Source organism: Enterobacter nematophilus, from assembly GCF_026344075.1.
Classification (GTDB): Bacteria; Pseudomonadota; Gammaproteobacteria; order Enterobacterales; family Enterobacteriaceae; genus Enterobacter; species Enterobacter nematophilus.
Genome location: NZ_JAPKNE010000001.1, coordinates 183,678 through 201,950, shown reverse-complemented (window position 1 = coordinate 201,950; position 18,273 = coordinate 183,678). Strand labels below are relative to the sequence as shown.

Sequence of the window (18,273 nt, the reverse complement as noted above, 5' to 3'; positions counted from 1 at the left end):
CATCCAAAACTTAAATTAATTAAAGTTATTGATGTATCGGTCGGCGCTATACCGCTGGCTTATAGCGCCGCTGCAAGGTGGCATCCAGCTTGCGCTGCAATGGCTGCGGCGTCTCCCCTTCGATCAGTTTGCCAATCAGATCAAAGCAGTGCCACGCCAGCTGGCGGTTGTCCTGGCGAATGGTATCCACCGGGATCGTCAGCGAATCATACAGATAGTGATCGTCAAAGCTGGCTAACCTGATCTCGCTTTGCAACAGGTTGTGCTGGCCCATATAGCGCAATACCCCTTCCAGCAGCCCACAGGCGGCGGTGAACAGCGCTTTTGGCGGACGTCCCAGACGCGCACAAAGTTCAGCAAACATCTCGTATCCGGAGCTCGGGTGATAGTTGCCGTGAATGATCCACTCGGGGCTCAGCTCCACGCCGGCCTCTCGCAGACCTTGCTTAAACCCTTCCAGACGGTCGCGCGTCGGAGAAAGCCGCGGCTGGCCGCCGAGGAAGTAGAATTCATCCGGATGCTGACGCGCAATGTCCGCTACAAGCGTTGCTGTCGGGGTAATGGAATCGGTGATCACCAGCGGCAGCGCGCTGTCGTTCATATGCCGGTCAAAAAGCACCACGGGCAGCTGCTCGCTGAGCTTCAGGTAGTCCGCATCGTTCAGCATGCTGGAGGCCACAATCAGCCCGTCCACCTGACGCGCCACCATGTTGTTCACCACCACCGTCTCCTGCCCCGGATTTTCATCGCTGCAGGAGATCAGCAGCTGAACGCCCGCCTCGCGGCACAGCGTCTCCAGCTCGTGAGAAAAGACGGCAAAACCGTAGTTGGTGATCTCAGGAACCACCAGGCCAATGGTGTGGCTGCGGTTATCGCGCAGCGACCGGGCGTGAATGCTGGGCTGATAGTGGTGCTCTTTTGCAATCGCCAGCACGCGCTCGCGCGTCTCTTCCGCCACGCGAAGCTCTTTGCTGCGCCCGTTCAGGACCAGGCTGGCGGTGGCTTTTGACACCCCCGCCAGCTCCGCGATGTCTTTAATGGTGACGCGTTTTGTTTTTCTCACAACGACTTAGATCCGGCTGCCAAAACCCTCATTCTATCATGCAGGCGCGCAGCGACCAGTAGCGTAATGTGATGTCGGACGCACCTTCGAATCGCACCCGGGCCGGATGGTCAGGAAAATAGCGGCTGCTCATCACCCCTTCGCCGTGATTGATGAAAATTTCGACGCTGGAGCGGTCGCACAGAACGCGTAAATGACGGACGTCGCCCAGCCAGTAGCGGGTCAACGTTTCACCGGTTTTCAGGCTGGCGCGTTCCAGGCGCACGCCCTGCTCATCGATCGTGAGGCGCAGCGCGCCGGCAAAATCAACATTCACCTGCGATGCGCCCAGCTCAAACTCCAGGCGCGCCGCGTCCAGTTCCGGCGCCTCGCTGGCGCGCCCCTGCCAGCGCTGCTCTTCTTCGCGCAGCGCCGCCAGCTCGCGCGCCGGGGTCTGCCAGAGCCTGCCGTCGCGATAGCGAAGTTCGCGCGGGCAGGTCATCTGGTGCATCCAGCCGTGCGCCCGCGTCGGCTGAAGCATCTCTTCCCCGTCCGGTATGCCCATCCAGCCGATCAGAATGCGGCGTCCATCTTCTGCTAACGAGGTTTGCGGGGCGTAGAACTCAAAGCCCGCGTCCAGCTCGTGCAGCTCGCCGTGATCGAATGCGGCGCTGGCGTAGTCAAATGCCCCGCTCATCCAGGTGGCCGGATAGGTGTTGAGGTAGCGATGCGGCTCGCGCGCCAGCCCCTGCGGGCAGCAGATCAGCACGTGCGTGCCGTCGAGGGCGAACAGGTCCGGACACTCCCACATATACCCCGCTTCCGTCAGGCCGTTGACGCCGTGACCGGCGATCTCCCCGCAGGACGCCCAGGCGTGCAAATCGGCTGATTTAAACAGCAGCACCTTGCCGCGCTTTTGCACATCCTGCGCGCCGAGCACCATGTACCACTCCCCGTCGTGCTGCCACACCTTCGGGTCGCGAACGTGGCCGGTGTAGCCTTCCGGCAGCGCCAGGACCGGCCCCAGCTTCTTAAAGGTTCCGTCCGCCTGTTCCTCCGCCAGGCACTGCCAGGCGGTGCGGCTGCCGTCATCAAACTTAACGTTGCCGGTGTAGCACAGCGTCAGGACGCCCTGGTTGTCCACGGCGCTACCGGAGTAGCAGCCGTTGCGGTCATACTCTTCGTCGGGCATCAGCGCCAGCGGCTCATGCTGCCAGTGCACCAGGTCCGCAGAGCTCCAGTGCCCCCAGCATTTAAAGCGATGCTCGCAGCCCAGCGGGTTCCACTGATAAAACAGATGGTAGCGTCCGGCAAACCAGATAAACCCGTTCGGGTCGTTCATCAGACCCGTCACCGGCGCGGGGTGCCACTGCGGGTAGTGGCTATCCGCCAGCGCCCGCGGCTGCCCTTTCATAACGGCCTGCAGGATCGCAGGCCAGCGGGAAGGTAACGTCATTATTCAGAGTCCGTTTTATATTTCAGCAGCAGCGAGACGGTAAACGCCACGCCGAAGGCAATCACCATGCCGATAATATAGTTGAGCAGCGAGCTGGCCTGCACGATGGCCATGCCCGGAATGGCGGTCAGCCCGACGGCGGTCATGTAGACATGGACTGACACTACCCAGGCCCCGCCCGCCGCGCCGCCGATCAGCGCGGCGATAAACGGCTTCACGAAGCGCAGGTTGATACCAAAAATGGCCGCTTCGGTGATGCCCAGCATCGCAGAGAACGCCGACGGTAAGGTAATGGCCTTGATTTTCACGTCTTTGGTTTTGAACCACACCGCCAGGCAGGCGCCGCCCTGCGCCACGTTCGCCATGGCCCAGATCGGCAGCAGGAAGTTCACGCCAATCGACGGGTTACCCAGCAGCCCGGCCTCAATCGCGTGGAAGCTGTGGTGAATACCGGTGATCACAATCACCGAGTACAGGCCGCCGAACAGCAGCCCGGCCAGCCAGCCCGCGTGTTCAATCAGCGTGCTGAGGATAAAGGAGATGCCGTCGCCCAGCGCGCGCCCTGCCGGGCCGATAATCAGCAAGGCGATAAAGCCGGAGATAACGACGGTGAGAAACGGCGTCAAAATCAGATCCAGGGCGTCCGGGATCGCGCGGCGCAGGTTTTTCTCGACGATGCTCATAAACCAGACGGCCAGCAGCACCGGGAATACCGTGCCCTGGTAGCCAATCATCGCGATCTCAAGGCCGAAGAAGTTCATGGTGTGGAAGCCGGAGGCCACGCCCCAGGCGTTGGTTAGCGCCGGGTGGGTCAGAATGCCGCCCAGCGTCGCGCCCAGATACGGGTTACCGCCAAACTCCCGCGCCGCGGTAAAGCCGATCAGGATTGGCAGAATGATAAACGCCGCCGAGCTGCACATGTCCAGCATGATGTAGAGGGCGTTATCCGCATTGACCCAGCCGTAGGTTTTCACCATCCCGAGCAGGCCCATCAGCAGGCCGGACGCCACAATGGCGGGAATGATCGGAACGAAGATATTGGAGAGCAGACGCGCAATGCGCTGGAACGGGTTCAGCTTGCGCGCCGCCAGATCTGCGGCTTCAGACTTGCTGGACTCGCTAATCCCCGCCGCCTGAATAAACGCGGCGTAGACCTTATTCACCACGCCCGTGCCGAAAATCACCTGCATCTGCCCGGCGTTATGAAAACAGCCCTTCACGCCCTCGACCTTGCCAATCGCCTGCCGATCGGCAAGCGCGTCATCGACCAGCACCAGACGAAGACGCGTTGCGCAGTGCGCCGCTCTGGCAATATTTTCCTTGCCGCCCAGCAGCGGAATAAGCTCGCGGGCGATTTGATTAACATCCATAGATACCTCTGCCTGACTTCTTTTTATGATGTGCGAAACGCCCCCGCCGGGCGGGAGCGTGATGGGTTAAAACCAGGTTTCCATCTGGACCCCAAAGTTCCATTCCCCGCCGGCGTTGAAGCCGCTGCTGCCAAAGGCATCATCGCTGGCGTAATTATCCAGTTTGCTGCTCCAGTCCATCCAGGTGGCAAACAGGCGCAGCTCCGGGCGGCTGAAGAAATCGCCGATTTTGCTCGCTTTTAGCGTTGGCGCAAAGGTCAGCTTGTAGAAACTGCCGTTAACGGCGTTACGGTCCTTATAGCCTTCCGGATTTAAATCCATGTACTGATAGCTTCCCTCAAACGCCAGGGCGAAGTTCTGGGTCACCTCTTTGATCAGGCGGGCGTTGAGCGTCACCCACTCATAGCTGTCGCCCTTGACGTAGCGATCTTTGCTGCTCTGCGCCAGCACGGCAGGCGCGATGCTCCAGCCACCGCCAACAGTCGTGACACCGTAACTTGCGAAGCGCCAGGTATCGGCATCAGAGAGCAGCGCCCCGTCGGAACCGATGCTCTTAACTTCTGCCCCCAGGCCGTGACCGTACAGCAGCGCCGTTTTGGCACTCCCTTCCCGCAGGCCGTAGAAGCTCTCGTTGTGCAGCCCAACCAGGGCATGAACGCCGTTATTGGCCGCGTCGGTTTTGATGAGATCGCCGTTAGCGTCTTTACGGTCGTCGTTATCCTTCGCCCGCAGGCCGCTGACCATCACCTGCAAAGGCCCGGCGAAGTGGTTCATGGTGAGGATATAGTTCTGAACGTTATTGTCGGTCTGTTCCACGCTGCCGAAGTTACGGCCGTAGATCGAGAAGTTGCTGCGCAGCGAATCGTTCCACTTCACGTCGTAGACGCCGCCACCGGTACCTGCGAGGAACACCACGTCGGAATCCAGCCAGTGAATGTCAAAGTTGTCGCGGTCGAAGCGTTTACCCGCCCAGAAGGTGCTGCCCTTCAGCGCGCCGGTAAAATCAGGCAGGTTGCCCAGCTCCGCAAAGGCCTGGCGAATATTGAGATCGCTGGTGTCTGCTGACCAGTCGTTATAGGTTCGCTGACCGTCGGCCAGCATCGCCTTGAAGCGCGTGGTCGCCCCGTTATCCAGGGTTTGCTTGTGCTCCAGGTTCAGCTCGACGTAGGTGTCGGCTTCGTTACCCAGACGCCCTACCGCACCGCCGGTTTCCCCGGCTGGCGTCAGGTACGGGCCGCTTTTGCTGCTGGAGGCCGCGTCGTTCATCAGCAGGCCGGAACGGGCGTAGCCGTGGAACTCAAACCCGCTGCTCTGGTCCGCCTTTTTCTCCAGCGCGGCGGTACGCTGCGCCACCGCCTGGGCTGTGGTTTGCGTCTGCTGCTGGGCGGCGACCAGCTGCTGCGTTTTTTGCTCGGCTTCGGTGGCGCGTTTTTCAGCGCTCTGCGCACGCGCTTCAGCAGCCTGAAGGCGCTGCTCCATCGCGGCAAGGCGCGCTTCGATGCTTGTCATATCCGTCTGGGCAAAAACAGAGGTACTGCCGGCCAGCATGCCTATCATCACGGCAAGTCTGCGTTTTTTATACATTTTGTCGCATCCCTAAAAGTATTAATCGAACGTGCTAAATTGCTAAACCGGTTTAGGCTGCTGATACTAAACCTCGGAATTTTGGATCGGCAATCTTTTTTGCTAAACCGTTTTAGTAAGTGTGATCGGGGCGACAATTCAGGCCGCCGAACGGCGGCCCGTGAAGGAATAAATTACAGATCCTGCTGCCAGGGTAACGCGGTCATCGCCCCCTTTGCCGTGGTGGCTAACGCCCCGCAGCGCTGGGCTAAGGCGATTACCGGAACCAGCTCCTGACCGGCGGCCAGCCCGTAGAGCAGCCCGGCGACGAAGGCATCCCCCGCGCCGGTGGTATCGACGCACTGCACAGGGGTGGCCGGATAGTGTTTCACCCCGCCCTGATGCCAGGCGATAACGCCCTCTTTTCCCTGGGTGACCAGCACCAGGCGCGCCGGGCAGCGCTGCATCAGCGCGTTCAGACCTTGTTGTACATCCGCATCGCCGGTTAAAAACGTCAGTTCCTCAGCGGAGAGCTTGACCACGTCGGCGCTTTGCAGGGCCTGTTCCAGGCAGCGACGCAGCGCGTTTTCATCCGGCCAGAGATCCGGGCGAATATTGGGGTCGAAGCTCACGTAGCCGCCCACCTTCCGGATGGCGTCCATCGCCTGAAAGGTCGCCGAGCGGCTCGGCTCTGCGCTTAGCGCGATGGAACAGACGTGCAGCCACTCGCCCGCGCTGAAGGTCGGCAGGTCGGCAGGTTCAAGAAACAGATCGGCGCTCGGGCGTACCATGAAGGTAAACGAGCGTTCGCCGTGGTCGTCCAGATCCACCACCACCGTCGAGGTGCGGTGCGCCGGGTCAAGGCGCATATGCTTCACGTCAACCCGCTCGTCAGCGAGCGTTTTCGCCATAAAGCGCCCGAAAGGATCGTCGCCAACCCTGCCGATAAACGCGCTTTTGCCCCCCAGCCGGGCAATGCCCACCGCGACGTTTGCCGGTGCCCCGCCGGGGCACTGCAGTAGTCTCCCTTCACCATCGGGCAATAAATCCACCACCGCATCGCCAAGTACCCAGATTTTTTCCATGTGATCCTCTTAGCTAAACCATGTTAAACCGTTTTAGCTATTTAAGCACAGGCAGGGCTAAGGGGAAATAACGCGGGAGGAAAATTGCCTAACGCATCAGATGCGGCCAGCGAATATCGCCGACGCCGTTAAGCTGCGGACGGGCAAACAGGAAGCCCTGGAAGCGGCGGATCCCGGCAGATTCGAGCCAGCACCACTCCTCTATTTTCTCGATCCCCTCGGCCACCAGGGTAATTTCAAGATCGGAGCAGCAGCTGATGATGGAGCGCACAATCGCCTGCTTCGGGCCGCTGAGGTGGATGTCGCTGATGATTTCGCGGTCGATTTTGATTTTATCCGGCTGGAAGCGGGTCAGCAGCGAAAGTCCGGCATAGCCGGAACCGAAATCATCAATCGCCAGCCCCACGCCCTCGGCGCGTAGCTGTTTAATGGCGCTGTTGAACTGGTTAAGCCCGGATATCATCTCGTTTTCAGTGATTTCAACGACCACCTGCTCCGGCTGAAGCCCATGCTGTTTAATCTGATCGACCAGAAACGCCACCGCGCCCGGGACGTTCACCAGCGACATCGGCAGCAGATTGACCGCAATTTTATGGCTGCCAATCCCCAGCTTTTGCGCCAGCGCGAAGGCATACGCTTTCGTCTGGAGATCGACTTCATAGATTTTGGCCGGGTCCAGGGCGCTGAAGAAATGTTCCGGGCTGCCGCCATCATTGCCGCGGATAAGAGCTTCAAAGGAGCTGATCTTACCTTCCGAGGGCTCAATAATGGGCTGAAGCGCAAACTGGCAGTGCTGGCTGACAAGCAGGCCCAGGCTTTCTCCCAGCGGTAAAGTTTCCGTTGAGAGCGTCCATTTTGCCGGATCGTAGCGTCCCCCCGACGGAGCCGGACGTTTGCCCGTAATAAACGTCTGTATAAATTTGAACACCCGGTCATCAGATGTCAGATAGCTGTCCAGCTTGCTGTAATGCAAAACCGACTGCAGAACCTCTTTCGATGACTGCGTCTGCAGATCGAACAGCAGCATGCCGACATTTTCAAAACGCCTGCGCGGGCCGTAATCCCGCATCAGTTCAACCACCCCGCCGTGCCGCTTGTCATTGCGGATTTTATGGAACAGCTTAACCACGCTCTCTTCAGAACCTTCGAGTATTTGCAGCACGTCAGTGCCTTTTGCGAGCAGAACCCCGGTGATATTCAGACTGGCATTGCGGATCCGGGCGTGCTCCACCAGCTCCCTCAGCGCGGAGGACTGACAGGATAATTTCAACTGGCTTCGGTAAATCAGCGTGGTCAGCACAATAGGGTGTTCCGATGAGAAAGAGCGGTGCATTGAAGCTACTGTTTAACATACTTTAACAATGCGACCTAACACATTCACGCCACAAGGGAACGTTACTTTTTCTCAACCCCGATTCGGCTGTTAATCCTCTCCTGCATATAGCCATAAAACGGGTTTGAGGTGACCCTCATCAGCGCCTCTTTGCCAACGCTAAGCACGGACGTCTCTCCCCACAGCGCAATCGTCCCCAGGCTTATCCCGTAGCGGTTTTTCACGCCAGGCTCGCGACCGTAGAGATCGTCATCCGGCGGGAACGGCACGGCAACGTGCGACAGCGAATAGACATCCTGCGGCCAGGCCTGCGCAAGCGGCACGACCGTTTCGCGGGTGCTGCCTGCCGGGGTTGTTTTCGCCACCGTCGAGAGACTGTGCTCGCTGGCATTGGTGATAATCGTGACACTGTAACGCCTCTCGGCAACCGGCAGGAGCGCCGAGGTTGCCGTCCACGACGAGGGCTTGAACAGCGGGCGGAAGCTCGCCGCCTGGTTGATGTCAAACACCACCAGCTCGCTGCCGTTTGCAGGAAGCTGGTCAAACAGGCCGCTCACCACCGCGCGGGTGCTGACCGTAGAATCCATGACCGACTGGAACGCCAGTACCGGCGGCAAATTCGCCAGCCTGTTCTCCCGCGCCTCGCGGCCAATCTGTTCCTGCAGGGCCTTCGTCAGCAGCCACGACTGGCGGGCGGCGTTCACCGGGAAGGAGTTGTATTTATACGGGTTATATTCCGGAGAGATATTCAGCCACGCCGCTTTGGCAAACGCCGGCAGCAGCGCCGGTAGCCCTGCAAAACCGGCAAAGCGCGCAAAGGACGTCACGCCGATCATCGGTGAGAGCAGGATTACCTGCTGCGGCCGACGAAGCGAAGAGGAATCCAGCGCATCGAGAGCATATTTCATCGCCAGCGCCCCGCCGTTGGAGTACCCCACCAGATGCAGAGGCACGTTCTCTCCCGCCAGGCGCGTGGCTTCCCGCACGGCAAGACGCGCTGCGGCGAGCCACATCTCCCAGTCAACGTCCGTCAGCGCGCCGGGCGCGGTGCCGTGTCCGGGCAGGCGCGGTGCCACGGCCACAAAGCCGTGCTGCTGATAATTTTCGGCAAGGTGCCTGACGCTGTAAGGCGAGTCCGTCAGCCCGTGCAGCAATACCACCGCGCCGCGCGGCTTCCCGTTCGGCATCAGCACGAAGGAGCGGTTGGCATCGGGCGTAAACTGCCCCGGCCACACCAGGCTTTGGCGATAATAGCGGTTTAGCGGCGTTTGTTCCTCGCCCTCTGTTTTCGCCGTCACCGCTCTATCCAGCTCGGCGAAAATGGCGTTTTCCCGGGCAACATACCCGGCAAAGTTGGCGTTATCGAGTTCACGCACGGACATCTCGTCCGCCCGCCAGGTGTGCCAGGGGTGCAGCTCCGGCCCCTGCTGCGAGAGATAGACCCGCACCGCCAGCAGGACGACCAGGACGATCCCCACGACCATCCCTGTTTTCTTTGCCAGCGCCACCAGGCGCACGCTGATTCGCCAGGGCAAATTCGCCATGCCGGGATCCCTTTCATGTTCACAATGCTTCTATCTTATCAAAAATGTGAACGCGCTGACGTATTCACCAAATTCATACCTGCCGCGTCAGCCGCTGCACCAAAAGTGAACTACGCTGCACAAATGTTGATCATCGGTTAACCAAATATTGCGTGAAATTTACAGCACGGCGGGTTTTAACCGCCCTGTGAACATGGCACACGTCATGCATTGTTAACCCGGTAACACAAACCCAGCTTTTGACAGCCAATTAACAGCGAGGCGGTATGACGACGAAACCCGAGATGTTGAGCCGTATCGAAGCGACGTTCAGCCAGCTCACCCCCAGCGAAAAGCGGGTCGGAAGCTGGCTGCTGGCGCACGCCGCGCAAATCCCTTTTGAAACGGCGGAGAGCGTCGGTCTGGCAAGCGGGACCAGCGGGATCACCGTCGGACGCTTCCTGCGCAAGCTGGGGTACCGCAACCTGGAAGATGCCAAAAAGAGCCTGCGCGAACCGTACCAGCCCTGGGGCATGAACGAGCGGCTGGACTCCTGGCAGCAGCAGCGCCCCCTGCCCAACCGCCTTCAGCACGCCCTGTCGCTGGAGGTGGACGCCATCACGCAGGTGTATCAGCTGGCGCAAACGGACGCCTTCCGTCAGGTGGTGCACAACCTCGCCCATGCCGACGCGGTTTTTGTGCTGGGGATCCAGTCCACGCGCGGGATCGCCAACGCTTTCTTCAGCCACCTTGAGTACCTTCGCCCGCGCGTGAGCTATTCCGAGGGCGCTTCCGGCAGCTGGGTGGAGTCCCTGAACTCGGGCTTTTCGCACCCTTACGTTGTGCTGACCGATACGCGCGCCTACTCCGCCATGGCCCGCCAGTACTGCCGCGTGGCCAGCGAGAAAGGCATTCCGCTGGCCTTAATCACCGACATCTGGTGCCCGTGGGCGCGGGATTACCCGATGGATTTACTGCAGGTGAAAACCGACACCGGTCATTTCTGGGATTCACTTGCCCCCGTGAGCTGTCTGTTCAACCTGCTGCTGTCGGGCGTGGTGGAAGCGCTGGGTGAAGCGCTTCCGGCGCGTCTGGCGGTCAACCGACAATTACAACAAGAGTTTGGTCAATTCGAACGCTAAAGGAGCGGAGCTATGCCCGATGAGAGTGAACTGATTGATGTGGCGAAGACGTTTCCCACGCTGCATATCGATCTGAAGTATGCCACCGCCGACAACATCACCGGCAGGCCGATCTATCAGGAGGCGCTGTGCCTGCTGCATACCGACGCCGCCACCGCGCTGGCAAAAGCCATCAGCATTGCCGCGCTGGCCGGGCTGAAGCTGGTTGTGTACGACGCCTACCGGCCGCAGCAGGCGCAGGCCCAGCTGTGGGACGCCTGCCCGAACCCGGAATACGTGGTCGACGTGGCAATTGGCTCCAATCACAGCCGCGGGACGGCCATCGACGTCACCCTGATGGACGAGCATAACAGCGTGCTGGATATGGGCGCCGGCTTTGACGAAATGCATGACCGCTCGCATCCGTATCACCCCTCCGTACCGCCGCACGCCCAGCGCAACCGTCTGCTGCTGAACGCCATCATGTTCGGCGGCGGCTTTGTGGGGATTAGCAGCGAATGGTGGCACTTCGAACTGCCGAACGCCGCCAGCTATCCGCTGCTGGAAGACCGTTTTGCCTGTTTTCCCCTGACGCACACCTCTCTTTAACCTGGAGCACTGCCATGAAAACATCGCTTCTCACGACCGTAATCGGCGCCACGCTGGCGTTGAGCGCCCCGCTGGCGCTGGCCGCCGTCCCAAAAGACATGCTCGCAATCGGTAAAGCCGCCGATCCGCAAACGCTTGACCCGGCCATCACCATTGATAACAACGACTGGACCGTCACCTATCCGTCCTACCAGCGTCTGGTTAAGTACAAGCCCGGCTCTACCGAGGTGGAGGGCGATTTGTCGACGGGCTGGAAAGCGTCCGACGACCAGAAAGAGTGGACATTTACCCTGGCGGATAACGCCAAATTCTCCGACGGCACGCCGGTCACCGCCGAAGCGGTCAAACTCTCCTTTGAGCGCCTGCTGAAGCTCGGCCAGGGGCCGTCTGAAGCCTTCCCGAAAGATCTGAAAATTGATGCCGTGGATGACCACACGGTGAAATTCACCCTCAGCCAGCCGTTCGCGCCTTTCCTTTACACGCTGGCAAACGACGGGGCGTCCATCATTAACCCGGCGGTGCTGAAGGCCAATGCCGCGGACGACGCGCGCGGTTTTCTGGCGCAAAACACCGCCGGTTCCGGGCCGTTTATGCTGAAAAGCTGGCAGAAAGGCCAGCAGCTGATCCTGGTGCCGAACCCCCACTGGCCGGGCGAGAAGCCGCACTTTAAGCGCGTCTCGGTGAAGATTATCGGCGAGAGCGCCTCGCGCCGACTGCAGCTTTCTCGCGGCGATCTGGACATCGCCGACTCCCTGCCGGTCGATCAGCTTTCGGCCCTGAAGCAGGAAGGCAAAGTCGCCGTCGCGGAATACCCGTCCCTGCGCGTGACCTATCTCTACCTCAACAACAGCAAAGCGCCGCTCAATCAGGTGGATTTACGCCGGGCCATCTCATGGGCGACGGACTACCAGGGGATTGTGAAAGGCATTCTGAGCGGCAACGGCAAGCAGATGCGCGGCCCGATCCCGGAAGGCATGTGGGGCTTTGACGCCGCGGCCATGCAGTACAGCTTCGACGAGGCCAAAGCCAAAGCGGCGCTGGAGAAGGTCAAAGACAAGCCCGCCAGCCTGACCTTCCTCTATTCGGACAACGACCCGAACTGGGAGCCGATCGCCCTCTCCACTCAGGCGAGCCTCGGCAAGATCGGCATTAACGTCAAGCTGGAAAAACTGGCCAATGCCACCATGCGCGACCGCGTCGGAAAAGGCGATTACGACATTGCCATCGGCAACTGGAGCCCGGATTTTGCCGACCCGTACATGTTCATGAACTATTGGTTCGAATCGGACAAAAAGGGGCTGCCGGGCAACCGCTCGTTCTATGAGAACAAAGAGGTGGATTCGCTGCTGCAGGCCGCGCTGAAAACCACCGACCAGGCGGAACGCACCAAAGATTACCAGCAGGCGCAAAAGGTGGTGATTGACGAAGCGGCCTACGTCTATCTGTTCCAGAAGAACTACCAGCTGGCGATGAACAAAGAGGTCAAAGGCTTCACCTTTAATCCGATGCTGGAGCAGGTGTTCAACATCGCCACCATGAGTAAATAACGGTTCTCGCCGGGGGAAAGCGTATGACGTTCTGGAGCATAGTGCGCCAGCGCTGCTGGGGGTTACTCCTGGTGGTGGCCGGTGTCTGTATCATTACCTTTATTATTTCACACATGATCCCCGGCGACCCGGCGCGTCTGCTGGCGGGCGACCGCGCCAGCGACGAAATCGTGCAGAACATCCGCCAGCAGTTAGGGCTGGATCGGCCGCTGTATGTGCAGTTTGGCCGCTACGTGGACGCCCTGGCCCACGGTGATTTAGGCACGTCCATCCGTACCGGACGCCCGGTTGCGGAAGACCTGAAGGCCTTTTTCCCCGCCACGCTGGAGCTGGCCTTTTGTTCCCTGCTGCTGGCGCTGGTCATTGGCGTGCCGCTGGGGATTTTGTCGGCGGTGTACCGCAACCGCTGGCTGGATCACCTGGTGCGTTTAATGGCGATGACCGGGATCTCCACGCCGGCCTTCTGGCTCGGGCTGGGCGTGATTGTCCTGTTCTACGGGCACCTGCAGATCCTGCCGGGCGGCGGCAGGCTGGACGACTGGCTCGATCCGCCGACCCACGTCACCGGGTTTTATCTGCTGGACGCGCTGCTGGAGGGCAACGGTGAAGTCTTTTTCAACGCGCTGCAGCATCTGATTTTACCCTCGCTGACGCTGGCGTTTGTTCATCTGGGCATCGTGGCGCGCCAGGTGCGCTCGGCAATGCTGGAGCAGCTCAGCGAGGACTACATCCGCACCGCCCGCGCCAGCGGCCTGCCCGGCTGGTACATCGTCCTGCGCTACGCCCTGCCGAATGCCATGATCCCGTCCATCACCGTGCTCGGGCTGGCGCTGGGCGATCTGCTTTACGGCGCTGTACTGACCGAGACCGTTTTTGCCTGGCCGGGAATGGGCGCCTGGGTGGTGACGTCCATTCAGGCGCTGGACTTCCCGGCGGTGATGGGCTTTGCGGTCGTCGTCTCGCTGGCCTACGTGCTGGTTAATCTGGTGGTCGATCTGCTTTACCTGTGGATTGACCCGCGAATCGGGCGCGGAGGTGCCGAATGATGTTAACGCAGGAAACGCCCGTCCCGGTGAAAACCGCCAGACAACGCGTCAACTGGGCAAAGCTGTTCTGGATGCTGCGCCAAAGCCCGCTTACGATCGTTGGCGGCGTCATTATGATCGCGATGCTCTTCCTGATGGTGGCCTCGCCGTGGATAGTGCCGCATGACCCGAACGCGCTGGACCTTACCGCCCGCCTGCAGGCGCCGTCTGCGCAGCACTGGTTTGGCACCGATGAGGTGGGACGCGACCTGTTCAGCCGCGTGCTGGCGGGCAGCCAGCAGTCGATTACCGCCGGGCTGGCGGTGGTGGTGATTGCGGGCGGCATTGGCTCGCTGCTGGGCTGTTTGTCCGGCGTACTGGGCGGGCGCGGCGACGCCGTCATCATGCGGGTGATGGACATTATGCTCTCCATTCCCTCTCTGGTGCTGACCATGGCGCTGGCCGCCGCGCTCGGCCCGAGCCTGTTTAACGCCATGCTGGCGATTGCGATCGTCCGCATACCGTTCTACGTGCGGCTGGCGCGCGGGCAAACTCTGGTGGTGCGTCAGTTCACCTACGTTCAGGCCGCCCGCACGTTTGGCGCGTCCCGCTGGCATTTGATCCGCTGGCATATCCTGCGCAACGCCCTGCCGCCGCTGATCGTGCAGGCGTCGCTGGATATCGGCAGCGCCATTCTGATGGCCGCCACGCTGGGGTTTATTGGCCTGGGTGCGCAGCAGCCCACCGCCGAATGGGGCGCGATGGTGGCCGTGGGCCGTAACTACGTTCTGGACCAGTGGTGGTACTGCGCCTTTCCCGGTGCGGCGATTTTTATTACCGCCGTGGGCTTTAACCTGTTTGGCGACGGTATCCGCGATCTGCTGGATCCCAAATCAGGAGGCAAACAGTGATGACCGAATCGGTACTAAGCATTGAAGACCTGCATCTGAGCTTCCCGATTTTTCGCGGTGAGGTCCACGCGCTGAACCACGTTTCGCTTGAGATCGGCAGGGGCGAAATTGTCGGCGTGGTGGGCGAATCAGGGTCGGGCAAATCCGTTACCGCCATGCTCGCCATGCGCCTGCTGCCGGAGGGCAGCTACCGTATTCATCACGGTCAGGTGAAATTACTCGGTGAAAACGTCCTGACGGCGTCCGAGAAACAGCTTCGCCAGTGGCGCGGCGCTAAAGTGGCGATGATTTTTCAGGAGCCCATGACCGCCCTCAACCCGACGCGGCGAATTGGTAAACAGATGGTGGAGGTAATCCGCCAGCATCAGCCGCTTTCCCGGCGCGAGGCGCAGCAGAAAGCGATCGCCCTACTGGAAGAGATGCAAATCCCGGACGCGAAGCAGGTCATGGCGCGTTACCCGTTTGAACTCTCCGGCGGCATGCGCCAGCGGGTGATGATCGCCCTTGCCTTCTCCTGCGAGCCGGAGCTGATCATCGCCGACGAGCCTACCACCGCGCTGGACGTGACCGTCCAGCTCCAGGTGCTGCGCTTGCTGAAGCATAAGGCGCGGGCCAGCGGGACCTCGGTGCTGTTTATCAGCCATGATATGGCCGTGGTGTCGCAGCTCTGCGACAGAATGTACGTGATGTATGCGGGCAGCGTGATCGAGAGCGGTGCCACGCAAACGCTGATCCACCGACCTGTGCATCCCTATTCCATCGGCCTGCTGCGGTGCGCGCCGGAAAACGGCCAGCCGCGCGATCTGCTTCCCGCCATCCCCGGCACGGTGCCCAACCTCAGCCAGCTTCCGCAGGGGTGCGCTTTTCGCGATCGCTGCTTTGCCGCCGGGGCGAAATGCAGCGAAACGCCGCGCCTGGCGCCCGCTGGCGCTGAAGGACAACGGGCTGCCTGCTGGTATCCACAACGGGAGAAACACCATGTCTGACGTACTGCTGGAACTGGACAGCGTGCACGTGAACTTTGCGGCGCGCAAAAACTGGCTGGGCCGCGTGACGGAACAGGTCCATGCCCTCAACGGGCTGGATCTCCAGATCCGTCGGGGGGAAACGCTGGGCATTGTCGGGGAATCCGGCTGCGGGAAAAGCACGCTGGCCCAGCTGCTGATGGGCATGCTTAAGCCGAGCTTCGGCGCATGCCAGCGTGCGCACCACGCGGGCGGCATGCAGATGGTATTTCAGGATCCGCTCTCCTCGCTCGACCCGCGGCTGCCGGTCTGGCGCATCATCACCGAGCCGGTGTGGGTGCAAAAACGCAGCAGCGAGCGCGAGCGCCGCCGGCTGGCGGAGGAGCTGGCGCTGCAGGTAGGCATTCGACCGGAATATCTCGACCGCCTTCCGCACGCCTTCTCCGGCGGGCAGCGCCAGCGCATCGCCATCGCCCGGGCGCTCTCGTCCGACCCAGATATCATCGTGCTTGATGAGCCCACCAGCGCGCTGGATATCTCCGTGCAGGCGCAAATCCTCAACCTGCTGGTGACGCTACAGCAGCAGCGTAATCTGACATTCGTACTGATCTCGCATAACGTCTCGGTGGTCAGGCACATGAGCGACCGGGTGGCGGTGATGTATCTCGGGCAGATTGTGGAGCTGGGCAGCGCCGCGCAGGTGCTGAGTGAGCCGCGACATCCCTATACCCGCCTGCTGCTCGATTCGGTTCCCCGCACCGGAGAGCCGCTGGATGAAACGCTGGCGCTACGCAAAACGGAGCTTCCCGGCAACCGACATCTGCCCGCAGGCTGTTTTTTCCGCGACCGCTGCCCGATGGCAACGCAGGGGTGTGAACGTCCCCAGCCGCTACAGCCCTCTCGCGAGGGCCGTCACGTTCGCTGCTGGCGCAGCCTGGATTAAATTTGCGCCATCCCGCCGTCCACAAACAGTTCGGTGGCGTTAATAAAGCTGGCCGCGTCGGAGGCCAGAAACGCCACCGCTTTACCCACCTCAACGGGCGCGCCTAAACGCCCCAGCGGTACCTGCGCGGCCAGCGCGTCGTACAGCCCCTGACGGTGTTCTTCCGGCACCAGATCGCCGAGACCTGGCGTTTTGATTGGACCCGGGCTCACCACGTTGACGCGGATCCCGCGGCCCTGCAAATCCAGCGCCCAAGAGCGGGCAAAGTTACGCACCGCGGCCTTACTGGCGCTGTAGACGCTGAAGTTGGCCGTCCCCTTAATCGACACCGTCGAGCCGGTCAGAATAATCGACGAACCGGCGGATAACAGCGGCAGCGCCTTCTGCACCGTGAACAGCACTCCGCGAACATTGGTGCCAAAAATCCGATCAAACTGCTCTTCGGTGATCGCGCCCAGCGGCAGCATATCGCCGCCACCCGCATTGGCGAACAGGATATCAAGACGGCCTTCTTCTTTTGCTATCCGGGCATAGACCGCATCCAGATCCGCAAGCTTAGAAACGTCCGCGCGAATGCCCACGGCCGTTGAAGCTATTTCTGCCACCGCCGCGTCCAGCTCGGCCTGGCGACGCCCGGTGATGTACACCTTCGCGCCCTGAGCCGCCAGCTCCTGCGCCGTGGCAAGACCAATACCAGTGCTGCCGCCGGTGACCAGTGCGATTTTTCCTGAGAGAGTCGTGTTCATGTCATTTACCTTTTTGTGTTTGCGTTGGACAGACTTTAGCCCTTGCGGCATTAGTGAAAAACGGGCAAAAATGAAAATGACTATTCACCTACAGAAACAATAAGAGGCCATCATGGATCAGCTCATGGCGATGCGCGCTTTCACGCGGGTGGTGGAATCCGGCAGCTTTACCCGCGCGGCGGACTCGCTGAATATGCCGATCGCCACCCTGAGCAAGCTGGTTAAATCACTTGAGGCGCATCTGGAGATACGCCTCCTGCACCGGACGACTCGCCGGGTGGTCGCGACGCCTGAAGGGATGGAATACTATGAAAAAGCGCTCCGGGTGCTGATTGATATCGAAGATATCGACACCTCGTTTCGCGTTTCCCGCGCGACGCCCAAGGGGCATTTGCGGGTTGACGTGGGCGGGTCCACCGCCAGGGACGTACTCATCCCTCTGCTGCCGGAATTTGTGCGGCGCTACCCGGATATCCGCATCGATCTTGGCGTGGCCGATCGTCCGGTCGATCTCATCAGCGGTAACGTAGACTGCGTGATCCGCGGCGGCCCGCTGAACGATTCAACCCTTATCGCCCGCCATCTCGGTGATGCCCAAATGGTCACCTGCGCGACGCCGGGTTACCTGAAAAACCACGGTGTACCGGCCTATCCGCAGGAGCTGCGCAACGGCCATAAGCTTATTAGCTATCTCTCTCCCGTCACCGGACGACCGTTTCCGTTTCGCTTCAGGGAGAACGGCGAAGCGCTGGAAATCAGCATTCCGCACTATCTCGGCGTCAATGAAAGCAACGCTCATCTGGCGGCTGCCGCGGCGGGGCTGGGGATCGTTCAAACCTTTGAGTATTCGGCTAAGTCATATTTACAGGCGGGAGGGCTGACGGCGATCCTGGGCGACTGGCGCCCTGCCGCCTATCCGTTTCATGTGGTTTACCCGCAGAACCGGCATTTGACGCACAGACTGAAGGTATTTATCGCCTGGCTGGCGGAGGTGTTTCCCGCCGCGCTGAAGGGATAGCCGGGCGCGAACCCGG

Annotated in this window: 16 protein-coding genes; 8 read left to right on the top strand and 8 right to left on the bottom strand. The window is 60.7% G+C overall.

The window, feature by feature from the left end; all coding sequences use genetic code 11:
- Positions 1 to 46: 46 nt before the first annotated feature.
- The 7 genes from OSH03_RS00950 to OSH03_RS00920 all read right to left on the bottom strand — a co-directional run bounded on the left by OSH03_RS00950 (position 47) and on the right by OSH03_RS00920 (position 9,393).
- Complete coding sequence (locus tag OSH03_RS00950) at positions 47 to 1,063, bottom strand: LacI family DNA-binding transcriptional regulator (protein WP_266177993.1); 1,017 nt, start codon at positions 1,061 to 1,063, stop codon at positions 47 to 49.
- 28 nt (positions 1,064 to 1,091) lie between these two features.
- Positions 1,092 to 2,498: a sucrose-6-phosphate hydrolase gene (locus OSH03_RS00945; RefSeq protein WP_266177992.1), complete on the bottom strand. Its 1,407-nt coding sequence runs from the start codon at positions 2,496 to 2,498 to the stop codon at positions 1,092 to 1,094.
- The gene (locus tag OSH03_RS00940) at positions 2,498 to 3,868 is read right to left on the bottom strand and encodes a sucrose-specific PTS transporter subunit IIBC (protein ID WP_266177991.1); all 1,371 of its coding nucleotides are present in this window, start codon (positions 3,866 to 3,868) and stop codon (positions 2,498 to 2,500) included. The genes OSH03_RS00945 and OSH03_RS00940 overlap by 1 nt, the downstream gene beginning before the upstream one ends.
- A gap of 66 nt (positions 3,869 to 3,934) precedes the next feature.
- A complete protein-coding gene (locus OSH03_RS00935) occupies positions 3,935 to 5,452 on the bottom strand; it encodes a carbohydrate porin (protein ID WP_266177990.1) in 1,518 nt (505 codons plus the stop codon).
- A gap of 173 nt (positions 5,453 to 5,625) precedes the next feature.
- The gene (locus OSH03_RS00930; protein WP_266177989.1) at positions 5,626 to 6,516 is read right to left on the bottom strand and encodes an aminoimidazole riboside kinase; all 891 of its coding nucleotides are present in this window, start codon (positions 6,514 to 6,516) and stop codon (positions 5,626 to 5,628) included.
- 88 nt (positions 6,517 to 6,604) lie between these two features.
- Entirely contained in the window at positions 6,605 to 7,816 is a 1,212-nt protein-coding gene (locus OSH03_RS00925) for a diguanylate phosphodiesterase (protein ID WP_266178617.1), read from the bottom strand.
- Between the two features lie 95 nt (positions 7,817 to 7,911).
- Positions 7,912 to 9,393: an alpha/beta hydrolase gene (locus OSH03_RS00920; RefSeq protein WP_266177988.1), complete on the bottom strand. Its 1,482-nt coding sequence runs from the start codon at positions 9,391 to 9,393 to the stop codon at positions 7,912 to 7,914.
- Between the two features lie 266 nt (positions 9,394 to 9,659).
- Here OSH03_RS00920 and OSH03_RS00915 point away from each other — a divergent pair, with 266 nt between their 5' ends.
- Genes OSH03_RS00915 through OSH03_RS00885 form a run of 7 tightly spaced genes read left to right on the top strand, consistent with a single transcriptional unit; the run spans position 9,660 to position 16,493 of the window.
- A complete protein-coding gene (locus OSH03_RS00915) occupies positions 9,660 to 10,514 on the top strand; it encodes a MurR/RpiR family transcriptional regulator (RefSeq protein ID WP_266177987.1) in 855 nt (284 codons plus the stop codon).
- 12 nt (positions 10,515 to 10,526) lie between these two features.
- On the top strand, positions 10,527 to 11,102 hold the full coding sequence (gene ddpX, locus OSH03_RS00910; RefSeq protein ID WP_048959010.1) for a D-alanyl-D-alanine dipeptidase: 576 nt from the start codon (positions 10,527 to 10,529) through the stop codon (positions 11,100 to 11,102).
- 14 nt (positions 11,103 to 11,116) lie between these two features.
- Positions 11,117 to 12,649, top strand: coding sequence for an ABC transporter substrate-binding protein (locus OSH03_RS00905; protein ID WP_266177986.1), 1,533 nt, complete (start codon positions 11,117 to 11,119; stop codon positions 12,647 to 12,649).
- 23 nt (positions 12,650 to 12,672) lie between these two features.
- Positions 12,673 to 13,695 carry an ABC transporter permease gene (locus OSH03_RS00900; protein ID WP_041909885.1) on the top strand — a complete coding sequence of 341 codons (1,023 nt, stop codon included), beginning with the start codon at positions 12,673 to 12,675 and terminating at the stop codon, positions 13,693 to 13,695.
- On the top strand, positions 13,692 to 14,585 hold the full coding sequence (ddpC, locus tag OSH03_RS00895; protein WP_266177985.1) for a D,D-dipeptide ABC transporter permease: 894 nt from the start codon (positions 13,692 to 13,694) through the stop codon (positions 14,583 to 14,585). The genes OSH03_RS00900 and ddpC overlap by 4 nt, the downstream gene beginning before the upstream one ends.
- Entirely contained in the window at positions 14,585 to 15,571 is a 987-nt protein-coding gene (locus OSH03_RS00890; protein WP_266178616.1) for an ABC transporter ATP-binding protein, read from the top strand. The genes ddpC and OSH03_RS00890 overlap by 1 nt, the downstream gene beginning before the upstream one ends.
- Positions 15,564 to 16,493 (top strand): oligopeptide/dipeptide ABC transporter ATP-binding protein, encoded by a 930-nt coding sequence (locus OSH03_RS00885; RefSeq protein WP_266177984.1) that lies wholly within the window; start codon positions 15,564 to 15,566, stop codon positions 16,491 to 16,493. Before OSH03_RS00890 ends, OSH03_RS00885 begins: the two co-directional genes overlap by 8 nt.
- Here the strand turns inward: OSH03_RS00885 and OSH03_RS00880 are convergent.
- Complete coding sequence (locus OSH03_RS00880; RefSeq protein WP_061098150.1) at positions 16,490 to 17,239, bottom strand: SDR family NAD(P)-dependent oxidoreductase; 750 nt, start codon at positions 17,237 to 17,239, stop codon at positions 16,490 to 16,492. The genes OSH03_RS00885 and OSH03_RS00880 overlap by 4 nt on opposite strands.
- 112 nt (positions 17,240 to 17,351) lie before the next feature.
- Between OSH03_RS00880 and OSH03_RS00875 the strand changes: the two genes are divergently transcribed.
- The gene (locus OSH03_RS00875; protein ID WP_151413704.1) at positions 17,352 to 18,257 is read left to right on the top strand and encodes a LysR family transcriptional regulator; all 906 of its coding nucleotides are present in this window, start codon (positions 17,352 to 17,354) and stop codon (positions 18,255 to 18,257) included.
- Positions 18,258 to 18,273: the final 16 nt, after the last annotated feature.